This window comes from Campylobacter sp. 107 (assembly GCF_002383835.1).
Classification (GTDB): Bacteria; Campylobacterota; Campylobacteria; order Campylobacterales; family Campylobacteraceae; genus Campylobacter_D; species Campylobacter_D jejuni.
Genome location: NZ_NXBA01000029.1, coordinates 23085 through 48598 on the forward strand (window position 1 = coordinate 23085; position 25514 = coordinate 48598).

25 protein-coding genes and 4 pseudogenes are annotated in these 25514 nt (G+C 29.3%); 16 read left to right on the forward strand and 13 right to left on the reverse strand.

All coding sequences use genetic code 11. The annotated features are described in order from the left end of the window. Positions 1-67: 67 nt before the first annotated feature. From BGS40_RS05310 to BGS40_RS05320, 3 genes are read left to right on the forward strand one after another with little or no spacing between them, the layout of a single operon-like run. Positions 68-547, forward strand: a complete 480-nt coding sequence (locus BGS40_RS05310; protein ID WP_002853404.1) for a GNAT family N-acetyltransferase — start codon at positions 68-70, stop codon at positions 545-547. Continuing rightward, positions 544-1152 carry a uracil-DNA glycosylase family protein gene (locus BGS40_RS05315; RefSeq protein ID WP_096738471.1) on the forward strand — a complete coding sequence of 203 codons (609 nt, stop codon included), beginning with the start codon at positions 544-546 and terminating at the stop codon, positions 1150-1152. Before BGS40_RS05310 ends, BGS40_RS05315 begins: the two co-directional genes overlap by 4 nt. Beyond that, positions 1149-2339 carry a hypothetical protein gene (locus BGS40_RS05320; RefSeq protein ID WP_002865964.1) on the forward strand — a complete coding sequence of 397 codons (1191 nt, stop codon included), beginning with the start codon at positions 1149-1151 and terminating at the stop codon, positions 2337-2339. The genes BGS40_RS05315 and BGS40_RS05320 overlap by 4 nt, the downstream gene beginning before the upstream one ends. Here BGS40_RS05320 and BGS40_RS05325 read toward each other — a convergent pair. Beyond that, positions 2331-2705, reverse strand: coding sequence for a YbgC/FadM family acyl-CoA thioesterase (locus BGS40_RS05325; protein WP_052793819.1), 375 nt, complete (start codon positions 2703-2705; stop codon positions 2331-2333). The two genes, BGS40_RS05320 and BGS40_RS05325, sit on opposite strands and share 9 nt — an antisense overlap. 140 nt (positions 2706-2845) lie before the next feature. On the opposite strand from BGS40_RS05325, the pseudogene BGS40_RS05330 reads away from it, so the two are divergent. The 9 genes and pseudogenes from BGS40_RS05330 to BGS40_RS05370 all read left to right on the forward strand — a co-directional run bounded on the left by BGS40_RS05330 (position 2846) and on the right by BGS40_RS05370 (position 10592). Further along, positions 2846-5072, forward strand: a pseudogene (locus BGS40_RS05330) (hypothetical protein). A 368-nt stretch (positions 5073-5440) separates the two neighbouring features. Beyond that, entirely contained in the window at positions 5441-5683 is a 243-nt protein-coding gene (locus BGS40_RS09560; protein WP_087692194.1) for a hemagglutination domain protein, read from the forward strand. A gap of 99 nt (positions 5684-5782) precedes the next feature. After that, positions 5783-6085 (forward strand): hypothetical protein, encoded by a 303-nt coding sequence (locus BGS40_RS09565; RefSeq protein WP_096738472.1) that lies wholly within the window; start codon positions 5783-5785, stop codon positions 6083-6085. Beyond that, on the forward strand, positions 6085-6480 hold the full coding sequence (locus tag BGS40_RS09570) for a hemagglutinin (RefSeq protein WP_257841704.1): 396 nt from the start codon (positions 6085-6087) through the stop codon (positions 6478-6480). The genes BGS40_RS09565 and BGS40_RS09570 overlap by 1 nt, the downstream gene beginning before the upstream one ends. A 1-nt stretch (position 6481) precedes the next feature. Continuing rightward, positions 6482-6806: pseudogene (locus BGS40_RS09575) on the forward strand (hypothetical protein). 262 nt (positions 6807-7068) lie between these two features. Then, a pseudogene (locus BGS40_RS05355) lies at positions 7069-7209 on the forward strand (hypothetical protein). 58 nt (positions 7210-7267) lie between these two features. Beyond that, positions 7268-8968: pseudogene (locus BGS40_RS05360) on the forward strand (ShlB/FhaC/HecB family hemolysin secretion/activation protein). Between the two features lie 97 nt (positions 8969-9065). After that, positions 9066-9941 (forward strand): tRNA 5-methoxyuridine(34)/uridine 5-oxyacetic acid(34) synthase CmoB, encoded by an 876-nt coding sequence (gene cmoB, locus BGS40_RS05365; RefSeq protein WP_058000676.1) that lies wholly within the window; start codon positions 9066-9068, stop codon positions 9939-9941. A gap of 72 nt (positions 9942-10013) precedes the next feature. Continuing rightward, positions 10014-10592 (forward strand): hypothetical protein, encoded by a 579-nt coding sequence (locus BGS40_RS05370; protein WP_002866027.1) that lies wholly within the window; start codon positions 10014-10016, stop codon positions 10590-10592. On the opposite strand, the gene BGS40_RS05375 is transcribed toward BGS40_RS05370, so the two are convergent. Both BGS40_RS05375 and BGS40_RS05380 read right to left on the reverse strand, forming a co-directional pair. Beyond that, the gene (locus BGS40_RS05375) at positions 10593-10766 is read right to left on the reverse strand and encodes a hypothetical protein (RefSeq protein ID WP_002853638.1); all 174 of its coding nucleotides are present in this window, start codon (positions 10764-10766) and stop codon (positions 10593-10595) included. Between the two features lie 8 nt (positions 10767-10774). Then, positions 10775-11302: a thermonuclease family protein gene (locus tag BGS40_RS05380; protein WP_052801633.1), complete on the reverse strand. Its 528-nt coding sequence runs from the start codon at positions 11300-11302 to the stop codon at positions 10775-10777. A 67-nt stretch (positions 11303-11369) separates the two neighbouring features. Between BGS40_RS05380 and BGS40_RS05385 the strand changes: the two genes are divergently transcribed. Then, positions 11370-12638 carry a M20/M25/M40 family metallo-hydrolase gene (locus BGS40_RS05385; RefSeq protein WP_096738473.1) on the forward strand — a complete coding sequence of 423 codons (1269 nt, stop codon included), beginning with the start codon at positions 11370-11372 and terminating at the stop codon, positions 12636-12638. On the opposite strand, the gene BGS40_RS05390 is transcribed toward BGS40_RS05385, so the two are convergent. Then, positions 12621-13868, reverse strand: coding sequence for an MFS transporter (locus tag BGS40_RS05390; protein ID WP_087692198.1), 1248 nt, complete (start codon positions 13866-13868; stop codon positions 12621-12623). The genes BGS40_RS05385 and BGS40_RS05390 overlap by 18 nt on opposite strands. A gap of 39 nt (positions 13869-13907) precedes the next feature. After that, positions 13908-14747, reverse strand: coding sequence for a cysteine ABC transporter substrate-binding protein (locus tag BGS40_RS05395; protein WP_096738474.1), 840 nt, complete (start codon positions 14745-14747; stop codon positions 13908-13910). Between the two features lie 218 nt (positions 14748-14965). Between BGS40_RS05395 and jlpA the strand changes: the two genes are divergently transcribed. Together jlpA and BGS40_RS05405 are read left to right on the forward strand one after the other, a co-directional pair. Further along, entirely contained in the window at positions 14966-16084 is a 1119-nt protein-coding gene (gene jlpA / locus BGS40_RS05400; RefSeq protein ID WP_096738475.1) for a lipoprotein adhesin JlpA, read from the forward strand. Positions 16085-16175: 91 nt separating this feature from the next. Beyond that, positions 16176-16916, forward strand: a complete 741-nt coding sequence (locus BGS40_RS05405) for a YaaA family protein (protein ID WP_096738476.1) — start codon at positions 16176-16178, stop codon at positions 16914-16916. Positions 16917-16919: 3 nt separating this feature from the next. Here BGS40_RS05405 and BGS40_RS05410 read toward each other — a convergent pair whose 3' ends face one another. Both BGS40_RS05410 and BGS40_RS05415 read right to left on the reverse strand, forming a co-directional pair. Further along, positions 16920-18071 carry a M20 aminoacylase family protein gene (locus tag BGS40_RS05410; protein ID WP_087692202.1) on the reverse strand — a complete coding sequence of 384 codons (1152 nt, stop codon included), beginning with the start codon at positions 18069-18071 and terminating at the stop codon, positions 16920-16922. A gap of 1 nt (position 18072) precedes the next feature. Next, positions 18073-19293: an MFS transporter gene (locus BGS40_RS05415; protein ID WP_052775988.1), complete on the reverse strand. Its 1221-nt coding sequence runs from the start codon at positions 19291-19293 to the stop codon at positions 18073-18075. 233 nt (positions 19294-19526) lie between these two features. Here BGS40_RS05415 and BGS40_RS05425 point away from each other — a divergent pair, with 233 nt between their 5' ends. After that, positions 19527-19733: a membrane protein gene (locus tag BGS40_RS05425; protein WP_002853356.1), complete on the forward strand. Its 207-nt coding sequence runs from the start codon at positions 19527-19529 to the stop codon at positions 19731-19733. Between the two features lie 2 nt (positions 19734-19735). On the opposite strand, the gene BGS40_RS05430 is transcribed toward BGS40_RS05425, so the two are convergent. Genes BGS40_RS05430 through hemB form a run of 6 tightly spaced genes read right to left on the reverse strand, consistent with a single transcriptional unit; the run spans position 19736 to position 25491 of the window. Continuing rightward, the gene (locus BGS40_RS05430; RefSeq protein ID WP_079460553.1) at positions 19736-20497 is read right to left on the reverse strand and encodes a DUF5416 family protein; all 762 of its coding nucleotides are present in this window, start codon (positions 20495-20497) and stop codon (positions 19736-19738) included. Next, complete coding sequence (locus BGS40_RS05435; protein ID WP_087692205.1) at positions 20494-21759, reverse strand: (Fe-S)-binding protein; 1266 nt, start codon at positions 21757-21759, stop codon at positions 20494-20496. The genes BGS40_RS05430 and BGS40_RS05435 overlap by 4 nt, the downstream gene beginning before the upstream one ends. Position 21760: 1 nt before the next feature. Further along, complete coding sequence (hemN, locus tag BGS40_RS05440; RefSeq protein WP_057096235.1) at positions 21761-23116, reverse strand: oxygen-independent coproporphyrinogen III oxidase; 1356 nt, start codon at positions 23114-23116, stop codon at positions 21761-21763. After that, the gene (locus BGS40_RS05445; RefSeq protein ID WP_002873198.1) at positions 23103-23594 is read right to left on the reverse strand and encodes a DUF2603 domain-containing protein; all 492 of its coding nucleotides are present in this window, start codon (positions 23592-23594) and stop codon (positions 23103-23105) included. Before BGS40_RS05445 ends, hemN begins: the two co-directional genes overlap by 14 nt. Continuing rightward, complete coding sequence (argF, locus tag BGS40_RS05450; protein WP_058000685.1) at positions 23591-24511, reverse strand: ornithine carbamoyltransferase; 921 nt, start codon at positions 24509-24511, stop codon at positions 23591-23593. The genes BGS40_RS05445 and argF overlap by 4 nt, the downstream gene beginning before the upstream one ends. Further along, complete coding sequence (gene hemB, locus BGS40_RS05455) at positions 24508-25491, reverse strand: porphobilinogen synthase (RefSeq protein WP_096738477.1); 984 nt, start codon at positions 25489-25491, stop codon at positions 24508-24510. Before hemB ends, argF begins: the two co-directional genes overlap by 4 nt. Positions 25492-25514 lie beyond the last annotated feature (23 nt).

A 25514-nucleotide genomic window follows, 5' to 3' on the forward strand; every position in this document is an offset into this window, starting at 1 on the left:
GCTTTTGATTAAGAGTAATTTTTAAATTCTTTTGATAAATTTTGAAATTATTTTTAAAAGGTTAAAAATGTCAGAATTTAAAATTATTGATTTAAGACAAGAAGATTTAGATATTTTACAAGAAATGATCATAGAATTTGCAAAATACGAAGATATGTTAGATTTTCTTCAATGCACGAAAGAAAAACTGGAACATTCTTTACTAAAAAATAAATTTGCTCGTGCTTTTTTGTTAAAAGAAAATGAAAAAACTATAGGCTATATGATTTATTTTTATACTTTTTCGTCTTTTTGGGGCAGCGGTGGAATTTATCTTGAAGATATTTATATACGAGAAGATTTTCGTAAAAAAGGTTATGGAAAAGCTGTTTTTAAATTTTTAGGAGAAATTTGCAAAAAAGAAAATTTAAAAAGACTCGACTGGGTTTGCTTGAATGATAATATTTTAGGTATTAATTTTTATGAAAGTTTAAACGCTAAACATCTTAAACAATGGAGAAATTATCGTCTAAGTGGAGAAAATTTAGAAAAATTATGTGATTTATGATAAGAAGTCTTTATTATTTAAAAGCTATGGGATTTAACTTTGTTGATACACATATAAACCACTTTGAACAAATACAAAATTTTCAAGAATTAAAACAACTTGTTTCATCTTGCACCTTATGCCAATTTTCCAAAACAAGAAAATTTAGTCTTATGGAACCTAAGATAAAAAATGCCAAATTACTAATTCTTGATGTTTTTGGGCAAAAAAGTGAAAATGAAAGTGGAATTTTACTTAATTCAAAAAAAGGTGAAAAATTAAAACACTATATTTATCAAATTTTAGGGCTTTGCGATGAAGATTTTTATTTTTCTTATTTATTTAAATGTTTTTGTAATGGAAAATTTGATGATTTTTCGCTACAATCTTGCTTACCATTTTTCTGGAACGAACTAAAACTGATTCAACCTGCTTTTTTGCTTTGTCTAGGAGAATATACATTTAAAAGCTTGGGATTTAAAGATTATCACATTTTAAAAGGTGAAGTTTTTGCTTATAAAAATTTTTTCATAATGCCAAGTTATGATTTAGATTTTATAGAAAAAAATCCAAGTTATGAAAAAAATTTTATACAAGATTTAAAAAAAATTAAAGGATTTTTATGAAAAAAATATTTTTAATATTTTTCTTATCTTGCTTTTTGCTTAATGCAAAAGAGCAAAAATTAGTCGATGTAAAACCCGTTGAAAATTTTTATCCTAAATTAAGCGTTCAAGAATGCAACACAAATTGTCTTTTTGATCTTTTAGAATCAAGATTGTATCTTAGTTTTTTAAGTGAATTTGCAGATCAAAACGATCAATTTTTATCTAATGTTTATGCAAAATTATTAAATTCCATTACTGATTTTGAAAAAAATGTTCAAAAAATTACTTCTGTTAAACTTGCGATAATTATCCCAGAAAAAACCATAAAAAGCTACTCAAATACTATAATAAATTCAAGCATAGCCTATCTTTTAAGACAAAGAGCTGAAATCAAAGTAAAAGTTTTTTTAACCGGCACAGAAGATAGTGATAAAATTCGAGCCGCGCTTGATGCAGCACAAGCTCAAGGATATCAGTATGCCATAGCTGGATTTACCTTAAAAGGTGCTAATGAGTTGAAAAATTACTCAGGAAATATGAAAATTTTCATACCGACTATCCATAAAAACAACATACAAATTTCAAATCAAAATATTATTTTTGGAAGTATTGACTATGATGCTCAAATTGCCACACTTTTAAGCAAATCAAATGCTAATATCGCAATATTTAGCGATGGCTCTGCCTTATCAAGCAATCTAAATTCAAGAATTCTTGCTCAAAATAATAATGCTAGAATATATACCATAGAAGGCGAGAAGCTTGATTTTAGCAGGCTTTTAAGATCACAAGGTGGAGTTAATAATGCCTCGATATTTTTTAACACTCCATTGATCAAAACAGCTCTAGCAAGTTCTCAGCTAAGAATTTATAACATTCATCCTTATGTGCTTTTATCCACTCAAATCAACTATAATCCAACATTTTTAAGTTTAACACAACAAGGAGATAGAGAAAATTTTATCATTGCTAATTCTATCAATAACCACGATGATAACTTAGTCTATCTTAATGAAATTTTTAATCAAAGTATAGATTATAACTGGATTGCTTATGCTACTAGCATAGGAGTTGATTACTTTTATACCGAATTCCTAAATAAAAAAAGCGAAAGTTTATTTGATGAGAAAATCAAAAATTCTCAAGTTGATTACAAAGTGCGTCTTATGCAAGGTAAACAAGCAAGCTTTGAAGAATTAAAATAATTCTTCAAAGAGCTTTTTTAACTGCATATCCATTCTAGCTGGTTTTTCGTTTTTAATAAAAGCCAAAGTTAATTCCATTTTAAAAAACAAAATTTCATCTTTATAAATTTCTTGTAAAATTTCCACAGAAGCATTTTTGACTTCTAAAATTTTTGTTTTAATCTCTATCATATCTCCAAGTTTTGCAGGTTTTAAGAAATTGCAATTTGCTTTTGTAAGTAAAAAATGTCCCTTAGACGCATCAAAAATATCTACTTTTTTATTGAAAAAAATTTCACTTCTTGCTCTCTCGCAAAATTTTAAATAATTACTATGATACACCACTCCACCCGCATCAGTATCTTCATAATACACACGCATTTTCATCGCTTTACCTTAAAAAATATTTCACATTTAAAAAACATTAGATTATACAACGGAAATTCTTTGATATCGCTTTTTAGTTTATATTAAAAAATTCCGTCCAATCTTAATTTAATAAAGCTTTTTAACTTCACTGGGAGAGTATAGAGAAATTTTGTTTTAAACTTTCCATTGTTACCTTCTTAAGCATCAACGCTTTTGCAGCCACTCAAGCAAATACTACAGACAATCGAAATTTCAATATTCCAAAGCATTATTTTAATGATAACGAACTTTATGATAAAACCAATTCTACTTATAAAAAACTCCAAGGTATAAATTATTATGCTAAGAGTTCTAAACAATATATTAACAATATTTAACAATCATAAACCAAATATTACAAATATAAACGATTTAAATTTTAAACATTATTTACTTACTCCTGATATGAGAGAAGATGAAGTTCTTTCTTTTAAAGCAAGGCATGGTGTTAATACAGCCGATCGTAGTATAAAAAACAGTTAGAGTGCTTCCTTGTTTAATCACAGCAAAAACCGATCATGCTGATGCAAGTTATAACAAACTTATATTAGAACAAGGAGAACTTAGTTCGGTTTTTTATCTTAAACCTAAAGATACTCATATAAAAATCCTAGTAATTCTAAAAGCAATCAACGCATGAATTTCTTAATGAGTTCTACCTTTACTCATTATAGTAATGTAAGCTATAACCAAACCATACTTCAAAAAGATGCTCATATTAGTATGGGAGTTGAGAACACTTATGATTTAGCCTTAAATGGTTCTCCTTATTTAATCGGAGCTATAGCCACTTATGGAGATTCTACAAATAATAGTTTAAATATAAAAGCAGGTAGCAGTGTAGAGTTTTTTACTTCCTTGCCTAAAAAAGATAAAAATGGTAATAATACCTTTGATGAAAGAATCACTCACCTTGTAGGTGGTTTAGCTTATCAAGGTAATGTAAAAAACAATAAAATCTTTATCAAAGATGCTAGTATGATTATCCATGGTCCAAGCAAAGCTTATGCTAGTTTAGCTGCTGCTCATATTAACGCAGGTTATATAGATAGCGAATCAAGCCAGTAAAAACCTTTTAGACATAGATAGTTTTAATCTTGATATGTATATGAACCATGATAAACAACCCTTAGCTTATAATTCTGTTTTATTTGCTGATTTTTTGGGTGGAAAAACCGAACAAGGACAAGCCTTAGATAATACTATCAATATTAAAAGATATTAAAAACCTAAAAAAATAAAAACAATGAGAACATTTTTGCTCAAGCTTTGTTTAACTTCTACGCAGGAGCTTATAATAATGGAGAAGTAAATTATAATACCTTAAACATAGAATTAAAACATCCTTTAGAAATCGCTAATAACTTCTTAGGTTATAACCAACATTCTTTTTATGGTGACTTTGCAACTAAAGGAGTTAATCATAATACCATTAACATTAAAAACGATCTTACCACAACCGATCTTTCTCAAAGCTATAAAGATGCTTTAAATATTATAGCTGCTAGAACCTTAGAAGGCAGTGCGGATTATAATAAAGTTTATATTAATAATTCTATGTCAACCTTACCTGTATACATTTATACAGCTAAGAAAAACCTTCTTAATAATCAAGACTTTTATCCTAGTAGTGCTAATAACAATAAAGTATCGATTAAAGATTTTGCTTCTTTTAGAAATCTAACTGTATTAACAGAAGCCAAAGAAGCTTCTTATAATACTATAAATTATAACAATGTTCAAAGCATTACTGATGTAAGTAATACAGATAAAGGTTCTAAAATCATCATAAGAGCTTTAGATAAAGCCAATCATAATATCATAGATATAAAAAACTATTCTTCTAATGCAGCTGCTTATAATAAAATCATTATCAATGATACTTTATTTGGTGTAGCTTCAGATAAAAGAGAAGGGATTTTAAGTATTATAGCTGAACTTTCAAACAATGGCCATGATAATACCTTAATCATAAACAATCTCAATCTTGATGAGTATAAAAATAACAATTCTGTTTTTATAGCTCCTTCGGCCATTACAGGTTTAAGTGAAGCTAAATCTTATAATAATACCTTAATATAGGCGGGAATTTAAATATATTTAAAAACACTTTCATAGATATATTAGCAGGAGCCTTAGTACATTATGAAGATAATTATAGTACTTCTAATGCTATAGCTCCTTCAGATATCAGTTTAAGTAAAAACAATAGACTGATTTTAAATACTAAAGTTGAAGCTAGAATTATTAATAACTTTGAGCATTATTATCTTATTGCATCCAATAAAATCAACACAACTCCCCTTTTTGAAGGCATACAATGCTCCTATTAATATTTCTAGCTAAGGAGTATTAGCTCTTTACACCCTCAAAGAGTAATACCCCTATATTAAAAATAAAGAAATCTTAATCTTATAAAGTGAGCAAGGTTTTATAGATGAAAACTCTAATATTTTAAATCAAGAAGAACTTCAAAGCTTTATTGAAAAAATGTAAAAAACAAAGAAGATTTTAAACTAAGTTCTATAGATAGATTAAAAAAGATGAACCTACAAAAGCTTTCTTATGAAGTAAGAATATCTCAAGATGACAAAAACATTTATGCAAGGATAAAATAAATCATTCCTATCTTAAAGATAGGAATGATTTATTTGTATTTTTATAAATATAAACAAAAGATTCTTAAATCTTAATCTTACAAAAAGGAGCAAGTCATGAAAAAGTTAAATAAACTTTCTTTGTCTTTAGTTGTAGGTTCTTTACTTTTTACACAAAGCTATGCTTTACCAAGTGAGGGTAAGTTCACCCATGGAACAAGTGGAAGTATAAGTGTTAGTGGTGGTTTTAATATAGCAAGTGATGAAACTGTAAATTTTGGACAAGGAAAAACTAACCAAAATTATTTAAATATTGTCTATGGTTCTAAAAGCTCTCATTATAGATGGAACACTCAATAGTGGAAGCAATAATATCTTTTTAATCAATCCTAATGGCATAGTAGTGGATAAAGGTGGAAAAAAATTGTTCTGTCTGCTTCATCAATAGGTGATAAGGAGATGAAGGAGTTTGCAAAAGATGGAAAACTTTCAGCATTTAAAGGAAATCCTAAAACAATATCACCTGTAATTAAATCCAATGCAGGAAATGTTATAAATTTAGAAACTATAACGGTAGGAGAAAGAGTTGCTATGGCAGGCAATCAAGTTTCAAATATGAAATATGGTAGCACTGATTATGGTAAATTCATTTTTACAAATAAAAAAGAACAATCCAATACCGTCTATCTTAATGTCTATAGTAATGATACATTTGTCATTCGTGGTCCTGCATCAAATACAATAAAAAAGAAGACTCTGTAATGTTGAGTATAAGATCTAATAAAGGCTTAACTGGACCAGGAGGAGATCCAACAGACACAATAGGTTATAAAGAAACTAGCGATCTTATTGCTAAAGATAACATCTCAAATGAAGTTTTAAATTCTATATTTAATGACTTGAAATTTAATTCTAGTGTTGATATTAGCGACTTAAGTAAATTTTATAAAGATGGAAAAATATTAACAGCTGGTGAACTAACAAGCATTAATCAAAGTATGGATTTTATTACTGCTTTATATGAACAAACGCAAGATAGCAATAATGCAACATTTGCAAACGCTTTAAAGGAAGTATTGGGAAATTCTTATGGTGATCTAGGAAAAGCTAATCAAGCCATTATTAAAACAAAGGAAATTCTTTCTCAAAATTCCTAAAATGACCGAAGGGCAAGAAAACGCTCAAAAAACTTACGATACTGCTGCAAATGCTTATAATGAAGCAGTTAAAGCTTACAATACAACTCTAAGTGGTATAACAGGTAATAATGGCGATAAAGTTATTGCAGGTTTAAAACAAGCCGTAGATAAAGTTTCTAGTGATTTACAACAAGCTACAATAGCTCTTCAAATCGCTACAGCGAGTACTAATTCTAGTTTAGAAAATTCTAATAAAACTTTAGCAAGTGCGAGCATAAATGGAACTAGTCATCTTACAGTCAATGGAAAATATAGTGCAAACTATAAGCCAGTATCCATTATAAATTTAGGATCTAACAACTCCAACAACGGAAACGATGGAACCGATTCAGGTGATATTAACAATAGCAACAACAACGGTTCTAATAATAACCCAAATGATACCATAGGACAACAAGAACCTGGCATTGCTACAGATTTTTATGCAAACTACAGATGAAGATCCAAATATCAATGAAGATGATAAACAAGCAAGTATAGATGAAGCCAGTACTCAAGAAAGTGGTAATGTTGTATAGTATCGGATAATTTTAAAGCAGGAAATCCTTGCTCAAGATGATTAAAATCCAAAAGGTTAAAAGCCTTTTGGATCTTGTTAAAAAATTAATAAAACAAACAAAGTTTAAAGATTAAAAATCAAACAAACACTAAATAAATTTAAATAAAACGCATTATCTTACTATCTAGTTTAGCTATCTTAAGCCTTTATGCTAGTGATACTAAAGATAATAAAAAAACCATACAAATGTTAGAACAATCTCCTTATAAAGAAGATGCTAACTTTAAAACTACAATAACACTTTAAAAGTAAAAGATGGAGTGATTATCATAGATCATTCTAATACTAGTGATGATGATAATTCAAAAACCATCAACACAAAGAAAAACACTCAAAAAAATCAACCTAATTTGTCTAATGATAATACTTTAAAAACTAAAACCCCAAATTCAAACACTCCTTCTTTAAAAAATACTTCTAAAGAAGAATCAATTCATAAAGTTAGCTTTAACTTTCATATTACCAATAAAAACATAAACTTTAAAGATCTAGGTTTAGATGAGCAAGTTTTACAAGAAGCCTTAAACGATTACAAAAAAGAAAGTATTTCAGTTCAAGACTTACAAGATATAGCCAATATTATTTCTTATTATGTTTAAATTAATGGTTATCCTGCTGCTACAGCTTATATCCCACAACAAGAACTAAAAGATCAAATTCAAATCAATATCACCTTAGGTGTTTTAGGTAAATATGTGGTTCAAAACAATTCTAGTGTAAGAGATTATACTATAGAAAGTAAATTACCTAATCATGAAGGTAAAATCATTACTACTAAATTAGTAGAAGATGCAGTTTATAAAGTCAATGAAATGTATGGGATACAAACTCTTGTTTCTTTAAAAGCAGGAGATAATCTAGGTGAAACAGATATAGTGATAGAAACTACCCCTAGATAGCTTCGTTTCTGTATTGTTTTATGGGGATAATTACGGTATAAAAGAATCAAGCAGATATAAGGGTGGTGCTAGCATGAGTTTTAATAACATAGCTCATCAAGGAGATAGTCTTAATGCTTACTTGCAAAGAAGCGATGAAGCACAAACTAACTATGGTATAAATTATACTACTTTCTTAGGGAATTTAAAAATCACTTGAAGCTATTCTAAAGGAAACTATACTTTAGGGGAATTTGGAGAGAATTTGACTTTATAGGAACTTCTGAAAATCTAGATATAGATTTAAAATATCCTTTGGGGATTACGACTTATAATTCTTTTTATTTAACTTCAAGTTATTATCATAAAAAACTTCGTGATTCTAAATTTGATATTTTAACCTTTGATAAAAGCTCTGATACAATAAGCTTTGGTATAGAAGGAGTTTATAATGGTATTAGTAATGATAGTTTTTCTTATAGTGCTAATAAGCTATGGTAATGTTAAAGATGAAGGTATGACTATAGTAGGTATAGGAACAAGCAAAGTAGGTGGAGTAAAATTTGGAAAATTTGCTAAACTCAATGTCAATCTTAACAATGCTTATTTCTTTAATGATACCTTTACTCATCTTTTTAGTTTAAATTATCAACAAGTTATCAATGGATCTACATTAGATAGTAGTGAAACCATATCTTTAGGAGGTCCTTATGGAGTAAGGGCATATAATGGAGATGGAGAAGGAGATAATGCTGTAGTAGCCAGCTTTGGACTTAGAATGGCTACTCCTTTAAAAGATTTTTATATTACTCCTTTTTATGATATAAGTTATTCTTGGTATGAGAATGATTCTTATACAAACTATATGGATGCTTATGATTTACAACTGCTTTATAATAAAACAGGGAATTTTTATGTCAAGCTTGATTTAGCTAGAGCTTTAAAGAAGTATAAGCTAGATGATGATTATAGTTCTAAAGCTTATGTAATCTTTAGAAAGTATTTTTGAGTTATTTTTGATCAAATATTTAATGCATATAATTTATATTGCCATAAAAGCTTTTAATGTTATAATTTAGCATTAAAAGCAAACGTCAAGGATAAAAATGCAAGAAAATTTACTCGAAAAACAATTTCTAAATCACCCTTTATACGCTAAAATTCAAGAACTTAAAGCTCTCAATCTTGCTTGTAATTTTTCTTTAGATGATAGTGTAAATTTATCTACAAATTCTCAAGCCAAAGATGAAATCTTAGCTATAACAAAAGAACTCAAGCCATGGAGAAAAGGTCCTTTTAAAATAGACGATCTTTTTATCGATACAGAATGGCAAAGTTTTATTAAATTCAACATTCTAAAGCCTTTCATGAACGAAATTTCTCAAAAATGCGTTGCTGATATAGGCTGTAACAATGGTTATTATATGTTTAAAATGCTTGAATTTAATCCTGCAAAACTCATAGGTTTTGATCCTTCTATCAAATACCGCTTACAATTTGAACTCATTAACGCTTTAGCTAAAACTCCTATAAAATACGAACTTTTAGGCGTAGAAGATCTTCCAAGCTATGGCTTGAAATTTGATGTGATTTTCTGTCTTGGGGTGATTTATCATAGAAGTGATCCTATAAAAATGCTAAAAGATTTAAAAGCAGGACTTAATAAAAATGGAGTTGTTTTTTTAGATACCATGTATATAAAAGATGAGAGAGAAATCGCTCTTGTGCCTAATAAAACTTATTCTAAAATTCCAAATATTTATTTTATACCAAGCATTAGTGCATTAAAAAACTGGTGTGAAAGAGCAGGATTTAAAGAATTTGAAGTTTTGGCTACAAAAAAAACCGATGAAAACGAACAAAGAAAAACAGAATGGATAGACTCTTTTTCGCTGAAAAATTTCTTAGATCCAAAGGATAAAAATCTTACCATTGAAGGTTATGAAGCACCCAAAAGAGTTTATATACGCATTAAAATATAAATTCTTTTTATTTTTTACCGATATTGAAAATTAGATATTTTGAAGTAGATAAGTAGAATTTAAAGGTTAGATATGGCAAAAAAAGATAATTTTGAAGAATATGCACAACTTGAAGAATACGCATCTGCAGAAGATATATCTCGTGTTAGAGCAGAATTACTCACTTGTCCTGAATTAAACACCTCGCTTACTGGAACCATTATCGAAATTGATAAAAACTATGCCAAATCAATTTTAATAACCACAAGCGAAATGGTAGCAGATGATCAAGGATTGATTTTTGATGCCTTTATTTTCGCTGCGGCAAACTATGTAGCACAAGCCTCTATCAATAAAGAATTTTCAGTGATTATTGGATCAAAGTGTTTTTTTTATGCTCCGCTTAAATTAGGCGATGTTTTAGAACTTGAAGCTCATGCACTTTTTGACGAAACCTCCAAAAAAAGAGATGTAAAAGTGGTTGGACATGTTAAAGAAATTAAAATGTTTGAAGGAACGATACAAGTTGTTAGCACCGATGAGCATATATTTAAACTCAAGCGTCCGCCACTTAACACTGTTAAACCTACAGAAAATCAAGAACAAGGTGCCAAAATCAACAATCCAGAAGCCGTAGCAGCTGCATTAATGGCCTCTGTGGGTGGAAAATAATCAAGGAGTCATTTTAATATCTACCCAATTTTTTGGGCAATCCTTATGATAAGTTCCGCTTCCATCATAATACTCTTTACAATCATCATAAAAACGATTTGAAATCCCTCTTTCATTTACAAAACATCCAGAAATTCCTAAAGCTAATAGCACCATTAAAGTATATTTTTTCATGTTTTTCCTTAGAATTTATTGTGTTTTCTCCATTTATAAGGCTCTATAGGATTACTCTCTTTCCAAAGACCTAAATGATTTTTCTTAGCATTTTCTTGTTCTTTGGTATAAGCGTTACTATAGTAAGTATCAGCCCAAGCATAACCTTTGCTTACCAAAAATCGATTAATATCAACATCATTAAGCTTTACAATAGCAACAATTCTACCATAAGTATCTTTATTTTTATAAATAATTTCAACTTGTTTGCCACTTAAAATTCTACTTAAAGCTTCTTTTGACTGCTTTCCAAAACTTTGTTTAAGTTCTGGTGCATCTATACCAAAAAATCTTATTCTAGTGAGTTTGTTTTCATGATTAACTTCTATAGTATCTCCATCAATAATTCTAACTACTTTTCCTTCAAAACTAGAATTTTGGGCAATATAGTTCTGGATAAAAACAACTACAAGAGTAAAGATTAATACAGAAAAAAGTTTTTTTGGATCACTTAGTAATTTTCTTAAATTAAATAATTTTTTATAATTTATTCTCATTTTTTAATCATTTTGCCTTTAAATTTTAAAAAATATGCCATAATTTTATCAAAACAAAGGAGATAAAATGCAAAATGTTATAGAAAATTTTAAACAATTATGCAAAATTCCTCATTGCAGTTATGAAACAGAACAAATGAAAGAATTTTTAAGCTCTTATGCTAAAGATAAAGGCTTTAAAGTGAGTGTAGATAAAGCAGGAAATATCCATGCCATAAAAGGCAAACCAAAAATTTGTCTACAAAGCCATTATGATATGGTCTGTATGGGTGATGCACCAAACTTAAAAATTTATGAAGAAAATGGCTTTTTAAGAGCAAAAAATTCAAGTCTTGGCGCGGATAATGGTATAGGTATAGCCATCATGATGAGCGCTATGGCTGAATTTGAAAATTTAGAGTGTCTTTTTACAAATGATGAAGAAGTAGGACTAATGGGAGTAAATTCACTCGAGCACACTTTAGAATCTAAAATGCTTTTAAATTTAGATCATGAAAGCGATGATGAGATCATGATAGGCTGTGCAGGTGGAGTAGATATAGAAGCAAGTTTGTCTTTTAATACCCTTAGAAAAAAAGGTAAAATTTATGAGCTTTGCGCACAAAATTTTAAAGGTGGACACTCAGGCATAAATATCATACGCAATGAAAAAAGTTCCATCAAAGAAATGGCTAAATTCATACAAGAAAATGAAGGAGAAATCATTTCTTTTGAAGGCGGAGAAAGAATCAATTCTATACCTAAACACGCCAAAGCTTTAGTGCATTTTAAAAATGAAGTAAAGAGCAACGACTGGATAAAATGCGAATTTAAAGAAGAAAATGAATTTGAAATTTGCGATCAAAGTAAAAAACTTTTAAGCCTTATAAATTCTTTTACTCATGGAGTTAGAGCTTATGATGAAAATCTAGGTATAGTTCAAACAAGCATTAACCTAGCTACTTTAAGAATGCAAGATAAACAAATCAAAGTCGCACTTTTTGCAAGATCTAATATACTTGATGGACTTAAGCAAGTAGAATTTGAAACTTTAGAATTTTTCAAGGCTTTTGATTTTAAAGTAAGAAGTTTTAATTTCTATCCACCTTGGGAAGGTAAACCAAACGCACTTAGCGACATGGTTTTTAAAGCACTTAAAAAAGTATCGCCTAATGCCAAAGTTTCAGCTATACATGCAGGGCTTGAGTGTGGCATTATAGAGAAAAAACAAGAGCTTTTATGCGCTTCTATAGGCCCAAATATCCATAATCCTCATTCAACTGATGAGCATTGTGAAATCGCTTCAGTTGAAAAAATATCTAAGGTTGTTTTTGAGGTTTTAAAAGACAATGCTTAATTCTTTAATCTTACTTCTTGCAAAAACGCGTTTTAACAAAAATACGCAAAGCAAGGAGCAAGATCCCACTATAGTAAGATAAATACCTAAATACTCTTTATAAAAAGCATTAACTATAAAAGGGGTTAAAAAACCTAAAATCGCATAAGAAATATTATAAGCAAAGCTAATCCCACTAAATTTAAATTCGCTTTTAAAAATTTGCGTCATAAAAACAGGCGCAAAAGTAATAATACCTTGTGCAAAACAAGCCAGTAAAAAATAAAATAAAAAATTCTCATCATAAAAACTAAAAAGCATACCAAAAATAATAAAAGCTATACTAAAAATAGAACAAATCCTATAGCTTCCCCATTTGCTTGCTAAAAAACCTTGAAATAAAGCTCCAAAAATCACCGCTAAAATAGCAAAATTTTGAACCCATAAAGCAGAAGTTTTACTCATAGCTAAAAGACTTTCAAAATACTTAGGCAAAATCATCAAAGTTGCTACACCACTTGTTAAAACCATAGTCATTAAAAAACAAACAAGCATACTCATTTTATGAGTTTTTAAAGCTTCAAACAATGGAAAATTTAAAATTTTCTTTTCATTTTGAACTTTTATAAATTCTGGAGTTTCGCTGAGTTTATTTCTTAAAAACAAAGCTAAAATTCCAAAAAATCCTCCTATGATAAAAGGAATTCTCCAAGCATAGCTTTGAACTTCTTCTGGGGTAAAATAAGATCTTATGCCTAAAGTGGCAATATTTCCTAGTAATAAACCTATGGTTAAAGTCGCTGAAATAAAACCAAGAGCTAAAGGAATTTGACGCCCTTTGACAAATTCGCTCACATAAATCCAAGCTCCACTCACCTCAGTTCCAACGGCTAAACCTTGCAAAATACGAATAGTAAATAAAATCAAAGTAGCCAATATACCTATACTTTCATAACTTGGCAAAAAAGCTAAAGCAAAACTAGGCAAAACCATCAAAAGCATAGAAATATAAAAAATATTCTTTCTTCCATATCTATCAGCAAAATGTGCCATCATAATAGAACCAAAAGGACGCGCTAAATAAGCAGCACCAAAGGCTATATAAGCATTTATCTGCATCCAAAAAGCATCATTTTGCGGAAAGAATACCTTAGTAAAAATATCCAAAAAAAAGGCAAAAAGCACAAAATCATAAAATTCTAAAATTCCGCCCAAAGAAGCATAAATAATATTTTTGTATTTTTTTTGCATATTTTATCCTAAATCAACTAAAGGGCAAAAAGCCCTTTATTAAATTTTTCCACCTTCAATCACTACATCATCAGCCTTAACATCATCTCCAAAATGAGCTTTTAAAGTTTCATCATAAGCCTTATGAAAAAACTGCTCTTGACCTAGTTTGATAATCAAATTATCGATAAATTCTTTAAGTTCTTTATCGCCTTTTTTAACCGCTGGTGCGATAACATCTTTGTTACCCAGCTCTTTAATACCCATTTTAAAATCAGGATGATCTTTCACCCAAGCAAAAAGCAAGGTATTATCATGACTTAAAGCATCGCCTCTTTTATCTATCAAAGCGGCAAAAGTTTCGGTATTTTGATCGTATTTTAAAGTTTTAATATCAGGATAATTTTGCGTAAAATACGCATCTGCTGTTGTGCCTTTGTTTAAAAGCAAGGTTTTATCTTTTAAATCTTCTAGGCTAGTTATATTACTATCCTTTGGTACAGCTACACCTAGAGCTACCTTCATATAAGGCAAGCAAAAATCAACCTGCTCTGCCCTTTGCGGAGTTTGAGTAAAATTAGCCAAAATAATATCTACTTTATTTGATTTTAAAAACTCAACCCTATTTGCAGCTTCAACAAGAACAAATTGCACCTTGTTTTCATCTCCAAAAAGTTCTTTTGCTATGCATTTAGCTAAAGTTACATCATAGCCTTGATTGCTTCCTTTTTCATCTACATAACCAAAAGGTGGTTTATCGCCAAATACCCCAATCCTAACAACTCCATTTTGCTTGATCTTATCAAGAGAATTTAAAGTTTTAGAGTCAGAATTTCCTCCACAAGCAGCCAATACTACTGCAACAAAGGTCGTTAAAACACTTAGAAGTATTTTTTTCATACATTTCCTTTCTTTAAAAATAAGCTTAAAGCTGTTGCAAAAATATATAATAATTGCAAAGTTAATTATACTTAAAATTATAAATAATGCATTTGAAACAAACTAAAAAGATTTTCCTATGTGTAAAAATGTAATTAATCACACACTCTCTTTTAGTATTGTTTAAATTTTAAGTAAAAAAAGATATAATCTTTTTTTAAATTTTTAAGGAGAAAACTATGAAAAAAGGTATTTTTCTCTCTATTGGAATAGCTGTTTTGTTTTCAGCTTGCGGAAATTCCATAGATGAAAAAACAGTTAAAAAATATGAAAATCAACTAAATCAAACAGTTAAACAAGAAATTGCAAGCCTTTCTCAGGATTCTGGAATAAAGATTGAATTTTCTGATTTTAAATGCAATGCAGATAGTGATTTTATAGCGTGTTTAAGTCCAAATTTCAAAACTCTTGCAAAAGATAATAACGATGAGTATCAAGAACTATTTCAAGCAAAAAATATCAAAATTCGCTCAAATGAAATTTACAAAGGCGAAGCAAATGCATCAATTAGCATTAAAGAATATTACAACGATCTTTTTAAAAACCAAAAAAGCATACAATCAAATTTGATTTTTGAAGATTTTAAACTTGGCGAAAAAGTTGTTAGCGACATCAATGCAAGCTTATTTCAACAAGATCCAAAAATCAGCTCTTTGATCAATAAATTAAGCTCAGATTCTTATACTTTATCATTTAACAACTCTATCAACAAACAGGAAAACAATTATATAGATAATCTTGATATAAAATTTTATAACGCAAAATTAAATTTCAATACAAATTTAAATATAAATCTAAAAGAAGATTTGCTTAATTACCTTGATTCTAAGGGTATAAAATTTAACACTCAAACTTTAGCTATGGATGAACAAGCTATCAATGAACTTCTTAATATAGCAAACTACGAACAAGCTTCAGATTTTAGCAATACAATCCAAAAATACATCATCTTAAACAATTTTAAAATTGATTCAACTCTTAAAACCGAAGGCGTATTTAGTAGCTATATAACAACTGCTAAGGAAAATTTACAAACCTTAAAAACTCAAAGTCAAAATGAAGAACAAGCATTAATCTTTGATAAAGCTTTAGCCATTTTAAATAATATCACTCAAAACGATGATTATAAACTCGATCTTGATTTAAAATTTAAAAACATCCCTGTTAGTGACTATAGCACACAGGGAATCGACAGCATAGAAAAACTAAGCATCAACAATCAAGATGCCACAGAAGCGTTAAAAATTATACTTCCATTTATCATGTTTTCTATGTTAATGGGCGGAGCGTCGTTTTAAATTTTAAAATGATAAAAACTTCAAAAACATTAAAAGCAAGATTAAATTCTTTGCTCTTAATGTTTTCATAACATTAACAAAAAAGGCTAAAATGAAAATTTTATTCTCCCCTAGTGAAAGCAAAAATGAAAATTGCGTAAAAAATCCTATCAATGAAAACTCATTTATATTTAAAGAATTATTTCCTTATAGAATGGAAGCTTTAAAGCATTATGAAGAATTTATCAAAAACGCAAGTTTACAGAATTTACAAGAACTTTTTGGCATTAAAAACGAAAATGAAATTGATAAATTTAAACACGACTTAAAACAAGCTCCCACTCAAGAAGCTATAATGCTTTACACTGGGGTAAGTTATGAATATCTTAATTTTAAAATCCTAGATAAAAAAAGTCAAGCTTATATTTTAGAAAATACTCTTATATTTTCTAATCTTTTTGGCGTTGTAAGAGCTAATGATACCCTACCCTTTTATAAATTCAAACAAGGGGCTAAAATAGGAAATTTTACCATAGAGAAATTTTATAAAGAACATTTTAGTAAAGCCTTAGATGAGTACTTAAAAAATGAGGAAATACTTGATCTTAGAGCAGGATTTTATGATAAATTCTATACCCCAAAAAAGAAATTTTATACCTATAAATTTGTAAAAAATGGTAAAGTCATCAGTCATTTTGCTAAAGCTTACAGGGGAATTTTACTCTCCATAAGTGCAAAAAACCAAGTAAAAAACAATAAAGAGCTTTTAGCAAACCTTCCTTCAAATCTAAAACTCAAAGAAATTCAAATCAAAGGTTTAAAGGAAGAAATTGCGCTTGAAATTCTAGATTAGTTTTTATTTTAAGTATTTTAAAGCTAGCTTCGCATAATAACTTGCAGCCCTAGCTAAAAGTTTATCATTAAAAACATAACTAGAATTATGTAAATAAATGTCGTTTTCATTTTCTAAAAAAGCATAGGCACATTTTTTCATTTCGCAAAAAAATCCAAAATCCTCACTTGCCATTAAAGGACGATGATTAAATTCACAATTTTTTTCGCCAAATAATTCTTTTGCAACCTCACTAGCAAAATCCACAGCTTCATCGTTATTCATAGTCACTGGTGCAACAACATTTTTATTGATTTTAATCTCTATATCATTAGCCTGTGCAAGACCTTTACAAATTTTATAAATTTTTTCTTCAGTTAGCTTTCTAGTTTCATTATCTAATGCTCTAACACTCATTTTAATCATTGCAATATCTGGAATGATATTAAAAGCATGTCCTGCATTAAAAGCTCCTATGCTTACAACTGCTGAATTTTGGGGATCAACATTGCGAGATACTATACTTTGCAAAGCCACAACAAGCAAAGAAGCAGCATAAATAGGATCTTTTGCCTTTTCTGGAGCACTTCCATGACCACCCCTTCCAATAACTTCAATGCTATAACTATCCGAAGAAGCCATCATCGCACCTTTTTTAAGATAAAATTTCTTATCGCTACCAAAAGGCATATTGTGCCATCCAAAAACATAATCACTATCAAATTTTTCAAACAATCCATCTTCTATCATTGCCTTAGCACCACCCAAGCCCTCTTCAGCAGGTTGAAAATAAAGATTTAGAGTACCATTAAAATTCTGACTTGCTAAATACTTTGCAGCAAGCAATAAAGAAGTAGTATGTCCATCATGACCGCAAGCATGCATTACATTTTCTTTTTTGCTTTTATAAGGCAAATTTGTGCATTCTTGCAAAGGCAAAGCATCCATATCTGCACGAAGTCCTATTTTTTTATTGCTATTTCCCTTTTTTAAAACCCCCACAACGCCTGTTTTTCCTATTTCTTCATAAACCTCATAACCAAATTCTTTTAATTTTTGTGCCACTAATTTTGCAGTATATAATTCATCAAAACCAAGCTCAGGATTTTCATGAATTTGATGACGAATTTTTTCAAATTCGCCTTGTAAGTCTAGTATTTCTGGAATTAAATTCATTCTATTTTTCTCCTTGTATAAAATTTTCTCTTCTAGGCAAAACAAATTGTGCTAAGATCGCTGAAATAAAAATCAAAGCAAAAATATAAACAAAACCCAAAGTAAAACTATGGGTTTTATCAACACTCCAAGATACTACCCATAGGTTAAATGATAGTATAACAAAGGTAATACTCCAAAAAGCACTCATAATATAAGCAGTTTGATTTGGATTGGAAATTTTTAATTCTGAAGGTAGATTAAAGAAAAATGGAAACCACATAGAATAAAAAATGCCTGATAACACAGCAAAAATCTGTATCAATACTAAATTTTGTAAAAACAACATACAAAATCCGCATATAAAAATACACGCTCCTCCAGACAATAGCATTATTTTAAAAGAGATATTTTTTCTTTTAAAAAATAATCCAAGATAAGGACCAAAAATAATAGCAAAATTAGCCAAGGCTGGAATTTCTTTTTTAGCAAAATCAGCTAATTCTTTACTAAAACCTGCATATTGTGCATAAAAAGTTGGCAAAAAAGTAAAAAGAGAATTTAAAAATAAAATAGGCCCTATGTAAAAAATAATCATACCCCAAGTAACACGAGATTTTAGAGCATAAATAAAATCTTTTGCATTATTCTTTTTTTCTTCTTTTTTATTCTCATCTTTACCTACAAAAAGCCACAAAATCAATAAAATCAAATTAATCCAAGCATAAAATGATAAAGAATCTCTCCAATTTCCAAAATAATTTGAGATGCTTTCAGCTAAAATAAGTCCTAGGGTAATGCCTACCAAATTTGAAGTTATATTAAAACTAATTACAAAGTGCAAAGCTTTTTTTTCAAACCATTGCTGTGCAATAGGCACTAAGCAAACTAAAGCACAAGCTGAACCAAGCCCTGTTAAAAATCTTATAATCAAAATACCGCTATAACTATCTACAAAACTTAAAAATATACCTGAACTCATTAAAATACAGCCTAAAAAATATCCCTTTTTTAATCCGAATTTATAAACCAAAAAAGCAGTAAATGAAGCACCAAAAATTTTCGCGACTACTATCATGGTAGTGATTAAAGTAGCTTGCTGAGTATTTAGGGCAAGATCATTTGAAATCAAAGGCATCAAAGACCCTGTCGCTGCCCAAGAGATACTAAAAACAGCATAAACACTAAAAATGATAAATTCAACTCCAATGCGTCTAAAATGAAATAAAAGTGATTTTTCCATATTAAAATCCTTTTTAGATATCTATTAAAATATAACATAAAAAAATAAGATATTTATTATCTTTAATTATTTTTTTAATTTAATTATTTTTTTATATATTTTTTTGTTACTTTTTGACAATTTATATATAAGTTTAAAGATAAAAAAACTAAAATACAAAATAAAAAACCCGTAAAAGTTTTTTGAAGTATTTAAATGATATATTTCAAAATCTAGTTTTAAAAAGGAAAAATATGGAATTTTTAGCATTTATTTTTTTGATTATTATATTTTTATTTGTAGTCTTTATCATCGTTACTCGCTATGAAAAAAAGATAAAATTACTCAACCAAAACATACAAAATATGAAAGAAGATATAGCCGATCTTAAAGAAACAACTCAAAAAAATCGCTCTTTAATTGAAAAAAATCGCTCTAATATAGAAAATATAATAAAATAAAACTAAGAAAGATTTGCGATAAGCTTATAGTGTTTTTTCTGATTTATCATTAAAGTAAAAATTTTTTCACTTGAATTTTCGCTTTTATTTTTATAAATCATACTTTTTAAAAACGGAAAAAGCATCGTACTAGAAGTTTTACCTTGTAAAATAATATGCATAGAACCTTTTAAAATTCCATACTTATAGCTCATACCGCTTGGAAATATATCAAGATTAAAACTTAAACTATCTTCATTGCTATCATAATTTAAAATTTCAATTTTAACAAAGCTAATTTCTTGATCTTCTTGAGATAAATTTTTAAAAATTTCAAGTTTTTCGTGTTTTTTGATAGCAACAACTTCTTGTTTACTTTCTTTAAAATCAGAAAGAAAATTTTCATTTTTAAAAATTCTTGAAAAAAATTTTAAATTTTTAAATTGCATACTTGTTTGTTTTGTGTTTTCATGTATTATTTTTTCAGATTTTAAGATGTCATGTTCTATATCATCTTCTTGGTTTTGATTATTTTTGTTTGATTTCATGTCAAAATCTTCAACGATAATCATATCTTCACTATCACAAATATTAAAATGTTTTACAATTTCTTCAAAAGTAAAACTGTCATCATCAAATTCCAAAAGATCTACATTTGAAGTGATAAAATCAACACCATCTCGTTCTTCAATCTTATCTTTAATCACAAAAGCATCAACACAAAAACACGATCTTTGAATTTCATATTCAGAACTTTTGCCTTTAAATACTATCTTCATCATCACAAAGCTTTTGCTATAAGTTCTAAAGGACTAGCAAAAACAACCTTGCTTGAATTTTGTTCTAATGCATTTGAAATTTGCATTCTACAAGCTGAACACTCGGCACTTACCACACTAGCCTTACTTTCATCGATCATTTGTGCTTTTTTAAGCCCTACACTTAAAGCTCTATCATAATAATCCGTTTGCATACTCACCCCGCCAAAACCGCAACAAGTATTAGAATTACTCATTTCTACAAAATGATAATTTGTTTTTAAAAGTTCTCTTGGCTCTTTAAAAACCCCTTGCATTTTTCTTGCATGGCAAGGATCGTGATAAGTAATGCTATAATTAAATTTATTTTTTGTTTTTAAAATTTCTTCCAAAGAAGTAAATTTATAAAAATACTCGCTAGCCATATATATCTTAGATGACACACATTTTGCGCGTTTTGCCCAATCTAAATCATTTTGCATTATAAAAAAATGTTCATAATCTATCTTTAACATAGCCGAACAAGTGGCCTCAGGAACTATAATAGCATCTAATTTTTCTAATTTTTTTTCAAAATACTCAATATTTTTTTTAGCCAAAACTTCAACACTTTTAAAATCCCCTGTAAAAAATTGCGGCGCTCCACAACACACTTGTTCTTTCATCAAATCCACGTTGATTTTTAATTCCTTAGCGATTTTAAGCACTGCATTAGCCGTATCTATATAAAAATAATTCGCCAAACAACCTACAAAAAAACCTATTGTTTTTTCTCTATCGTTATTAATAAATTTTGGATTAGAATTTAAGAAACTTTTTTTATTAAAACTTGTAAGTAATCTTCCCTTTTTGACAAAAGGCATGGAAAATCTTGCCTTCATACCTGCATTTTCATTCTCATTTTGAATTTTAAACGCACAACTTTGAAACACATAGCCAAGCTTAGCTACCAAATCTAAAATTTTGCGTCTTCTTAAAAAGAAAAAAATAAGTTTTTTATACCAAGCTATGCCAAATTTTTTAGCTATATCATAACGAACTTCTTCTATGGCATTATCTACTCTTAATTTACTTGGACATACTTCAACACAATTGGTGCATAAAAAACAAGATTCAAAAACTTTCTTAGCCTCTTTATCAAGTTCTAGACTTCCCTCTTTATAAGCAGTTAAAAGATCTAAAAACCCTCTTGGACTAGTAATTTCATCGCGATTTTCTTCATGTATAGTACAAACAGGTATACATTTGCCGCATTTAACACAAGCATCACTTATTTGACTAAATTTCATCTTACACCGTTTTTGAGAATACTTTTTTATCTTCACTAATGTTTTTCATATAAGCATCAAAACACATAGCAATATTTCTTATAAGCAAAACGCCTGTTTCATTGACTTTGATAAAATTTTCATCAAAATTAATAAAATCTTTGTATTCTTCCAAAGCTTTTAAATCCTCTTTAAAATACTCCTGAAAATCAATGGAAAATTCTTTTTCTATTGACTTAATATCAAGCTTAAAATTTGCCATTAACTCCATAATCACTGCTTTTCTAAGCTCATCATCATTGCTTAAAGCTACGCCTCTTTCAAAAGGCAAAACTCCTCTATCTAATGCAGCCTCATAACTTGACATATCTTTAAAATTTTGTGCATAATGTCTTTGTCCTTCGCCTATACTTGTAAGCCCAACACCGACTAAATCAGCACCACCTTTAGTAGTATAACCTTGGAAATTTCTATGTAAAGTTCCATTTTCTAAAGCTTTAAAAAGCTCATCATTTTCTTTTGCAAAATGATCCATTCCTATCATTTTATAGCCATTTTTGCTTAAAAATTTCTCACAAAATTCTAAAATTTCAAGCTTAACATCAGGACTTGGCAAGGTATTTTCATCAAATTTTCTCATATTTTTCTTAAGCCAAGGCACATGAGCGTAATTAAAAATCGCCAAACGATCAGGATTTAAAAGCATAACTTTTTCTAAAGTTTGTGTAAAGCTTTGTAAATTTTGATAAGGCAAACCATAAATTAAATCCATATTTACAGACTTTATCCCTTTGCTTCTTACAAGATTTAAAGCATTTTGTGTTAATTCAAAAGACTGGATGCGATGAATTTCTTTTTGAACTTTTTCATCAAAATCCTGCACTCCAAAGCTGATACGATTAAAGCCATTTTGCGTTAAAACTATGGCTTGTTCCTCATTTAAAAAACGCGGATCGATCTCACAGCTAATCTCTGCATCTTTGGAAAAATTTCCAAAAATAGATCTGATTTTTAAAATCAAACTTTGAAGTTGTTTAGCGCTAAAAAAAGTTGGAGTTCCGCCACCAAAGTGCATTTGCACCACTTCTCTTTTAGTATCTAAAATGGTACTTAAAATATCAAGCTCTTTAAAAATATAAGTTAAATACCTTTCTTTACTCTCTTCTTTTGCAGTATAGATGACATTGCAACCACAAAAATAACAAGCACTCCTACAAAATGGTAAATGAAAATAAAGTGATAAAGATCTATCTTGTTTTTTTAAAATTTCTATATATTCTTCGTATTTGAAATTTGTATTAAACTCTACTGCTGTAGGATAAGAAGTATAGCGTGGTCCTGCTTTAGAGTATTTTACAAAAGCTTTATAATCTCTCATTTTGGTTTACCCTTTCTATCATCGCTTGCATATCTACAAATAAATTTGGATGCTCTTGTTTGATTTTAGAAATTAATTTTTCAAGATCAATACTAACTTCCATAGTACCATTTTGTGCCTTTTGCTTGATCTCATCCATGGCAACCGTCCAAACATCGTTAAAATCTACAGGAATTTGTTGATAAATCGCCTTTTCTAAACGCAATTCAAAATTTTCTTTTTGACTTTGTTTTAAACTTTCAAGTATATTCTTAAGACTTTGTAAAGAAAGCAAAGTGTGAATTTCATCGTTTTCATCTATCACAAACCAAGGCTCAGGAGAATCAAAACTTCCATTTTCAAGAACTAAACATTTTTCGTTTTCACTCTCGCTTTGCTTCATTTTAAAAATCGTTCTATCTTTTTTCTTTATTCCTAGATTTTGACTAAATTCATCAATGCGCTTTAAGCAAGTGCTATACTTTTCTAGCTCTTTCATTCTCTTCCTCTCTGATTATCCAAAAAGCAAAGCAAGGCTTTTGCCACATAAAGGCGATTTCTTGCTTCTTCAAAAATCACATCTGCATGTTTTTCAAAAATTTCTTCACTCACTTCATAACCCCTATAAGCAGGCAAACAATGAAGCAATATCGCGTCTTTATTGGCAATGCTCATAGCCTTTTCATCGATCATAAATCCTTCAAATTGCTTAATCTTGCGTTCTTTTTCATTCTCTTCACCCATGGAAACCCAAGTATCGGTGATGACTACATCTTTATCCTTTAAGGCTTCAAATTTATCATGGCTTAAGGAAATTTTAGCTCCTGAAATCAAAGCCTGTTTCATAGTAAATTCCCAAATTTCAGGGCTAATTTTATAGTTTTTTGGCATAGCTATACTAATTTCAAAGCCCAAAATCGCAGCCGCAATAAGCCAAGAATTGCACATATTATTACTATCTCCGATAAAAGCAACTTTTGCTATACCATTTTGCATTTTATTCCATTCTTTGATAGTAAGCAAATCCCCTAAAACCTGAGTAGGATGATAAAGCTCACTTAAAGCATTGATCACAGGAGCTTTAGAATATCTTGCAAATTCGAGTAAAGTTTCATGTTTATTGACCCTCATCATCACAAAATCAACCATAGCCCCTATCACCCTAGCTGTATCCTTTACAGGCTCACCACGACTAAGTTGTAAATCATTGCTGCTTAAAAACAAAGCCTTTCCGCCAAGCTCTGTTATGGCTAATTCAAATGCCATTCTTGTTCTTGTAGAGTTTTTCTCAAAAATCATTGCTAAAGTTTTATCTTGTAAAAGTTTTTTAGGCTCTTTTTTAAGCTCGCTAGCATGATTTACAAGGCTTAAAATTTCCTCCTTAGAAAAATCTCTTAAAGTTAAAAAATGTTTCATTTTTCTCCTTTTAACATTTTAGCTAATTCTTTAGCATGATAAGTGATGATAAGCTTTGCTCCTGCTCTTTTAAAAGCTATTATAGTTTCATACAAAACTTTTTCATAATCAATCACTCCTGCATTTTTAGCTGCCTTTAACATAGCATACTCTCCGCTTACATTATAAACACACAAAGGCAAGTTAGAATGAAGAGATATTTCTTTAACCACATCAAGATAAGCAAGAGCAGGTTTTACCATTAAAATATCAGCTCCTTGTGCTTCATCCTCCAAGCTTTCTTCTAAAGCTTCTTTACCATTAGCAAAATCCATTTGATAGCTTTTTCTATCTCCATAACTTGGAGCTGACTCTGCTACATCTCGAAATGGCCCATAATAACTTGATGCAAATTTAGTAGAATACGCCATTATAGGCAAATTTTCAAAACCTTCCTTATCTAAAGCTTTGCGCAAAGTAGTGATAACACCATCCATCATTCCACTAGGTGCTATCATATCTACCCCTGCTCTTGCATGAACTAAGGCTTGCTTGGCTGAAATTTCTAAAGTTGCATCATTATCTACGCTTTTTGTTTTTGGATCGATAATCCCACAATGCCCGTGATCTGTGTATTCGCAAAAACAAAGATCACTGATTATAAAAAGATCTGGAAAATTTTTCTTAATCTCTCTTATACTTCTTGCAACAAGCCCTTCATCATCTAAAGCATCGCTTCCACAACTGTCTTTTTTCTCATTTTCTAAAACACCAAAAAGTATAATGACTTTAATGCCTAAATTAACTACATTTTGACACTCTTTTAAAATTTCATCTAAACTCATTTGAAACACATCAGGCATAGAAGAAATTTCTTTTTTTATCCCCGTTCCATTAACCACAAAAAGCGGATAAATCAAGTCATTTACACTTAAAGAATTTTCCCTTACCATAGATCTTAAGTTTTCATTAAGCCTTAATCTTCTAAATCTTTTAAACATTTTTTTGTCCTTTTTTTGCTAAA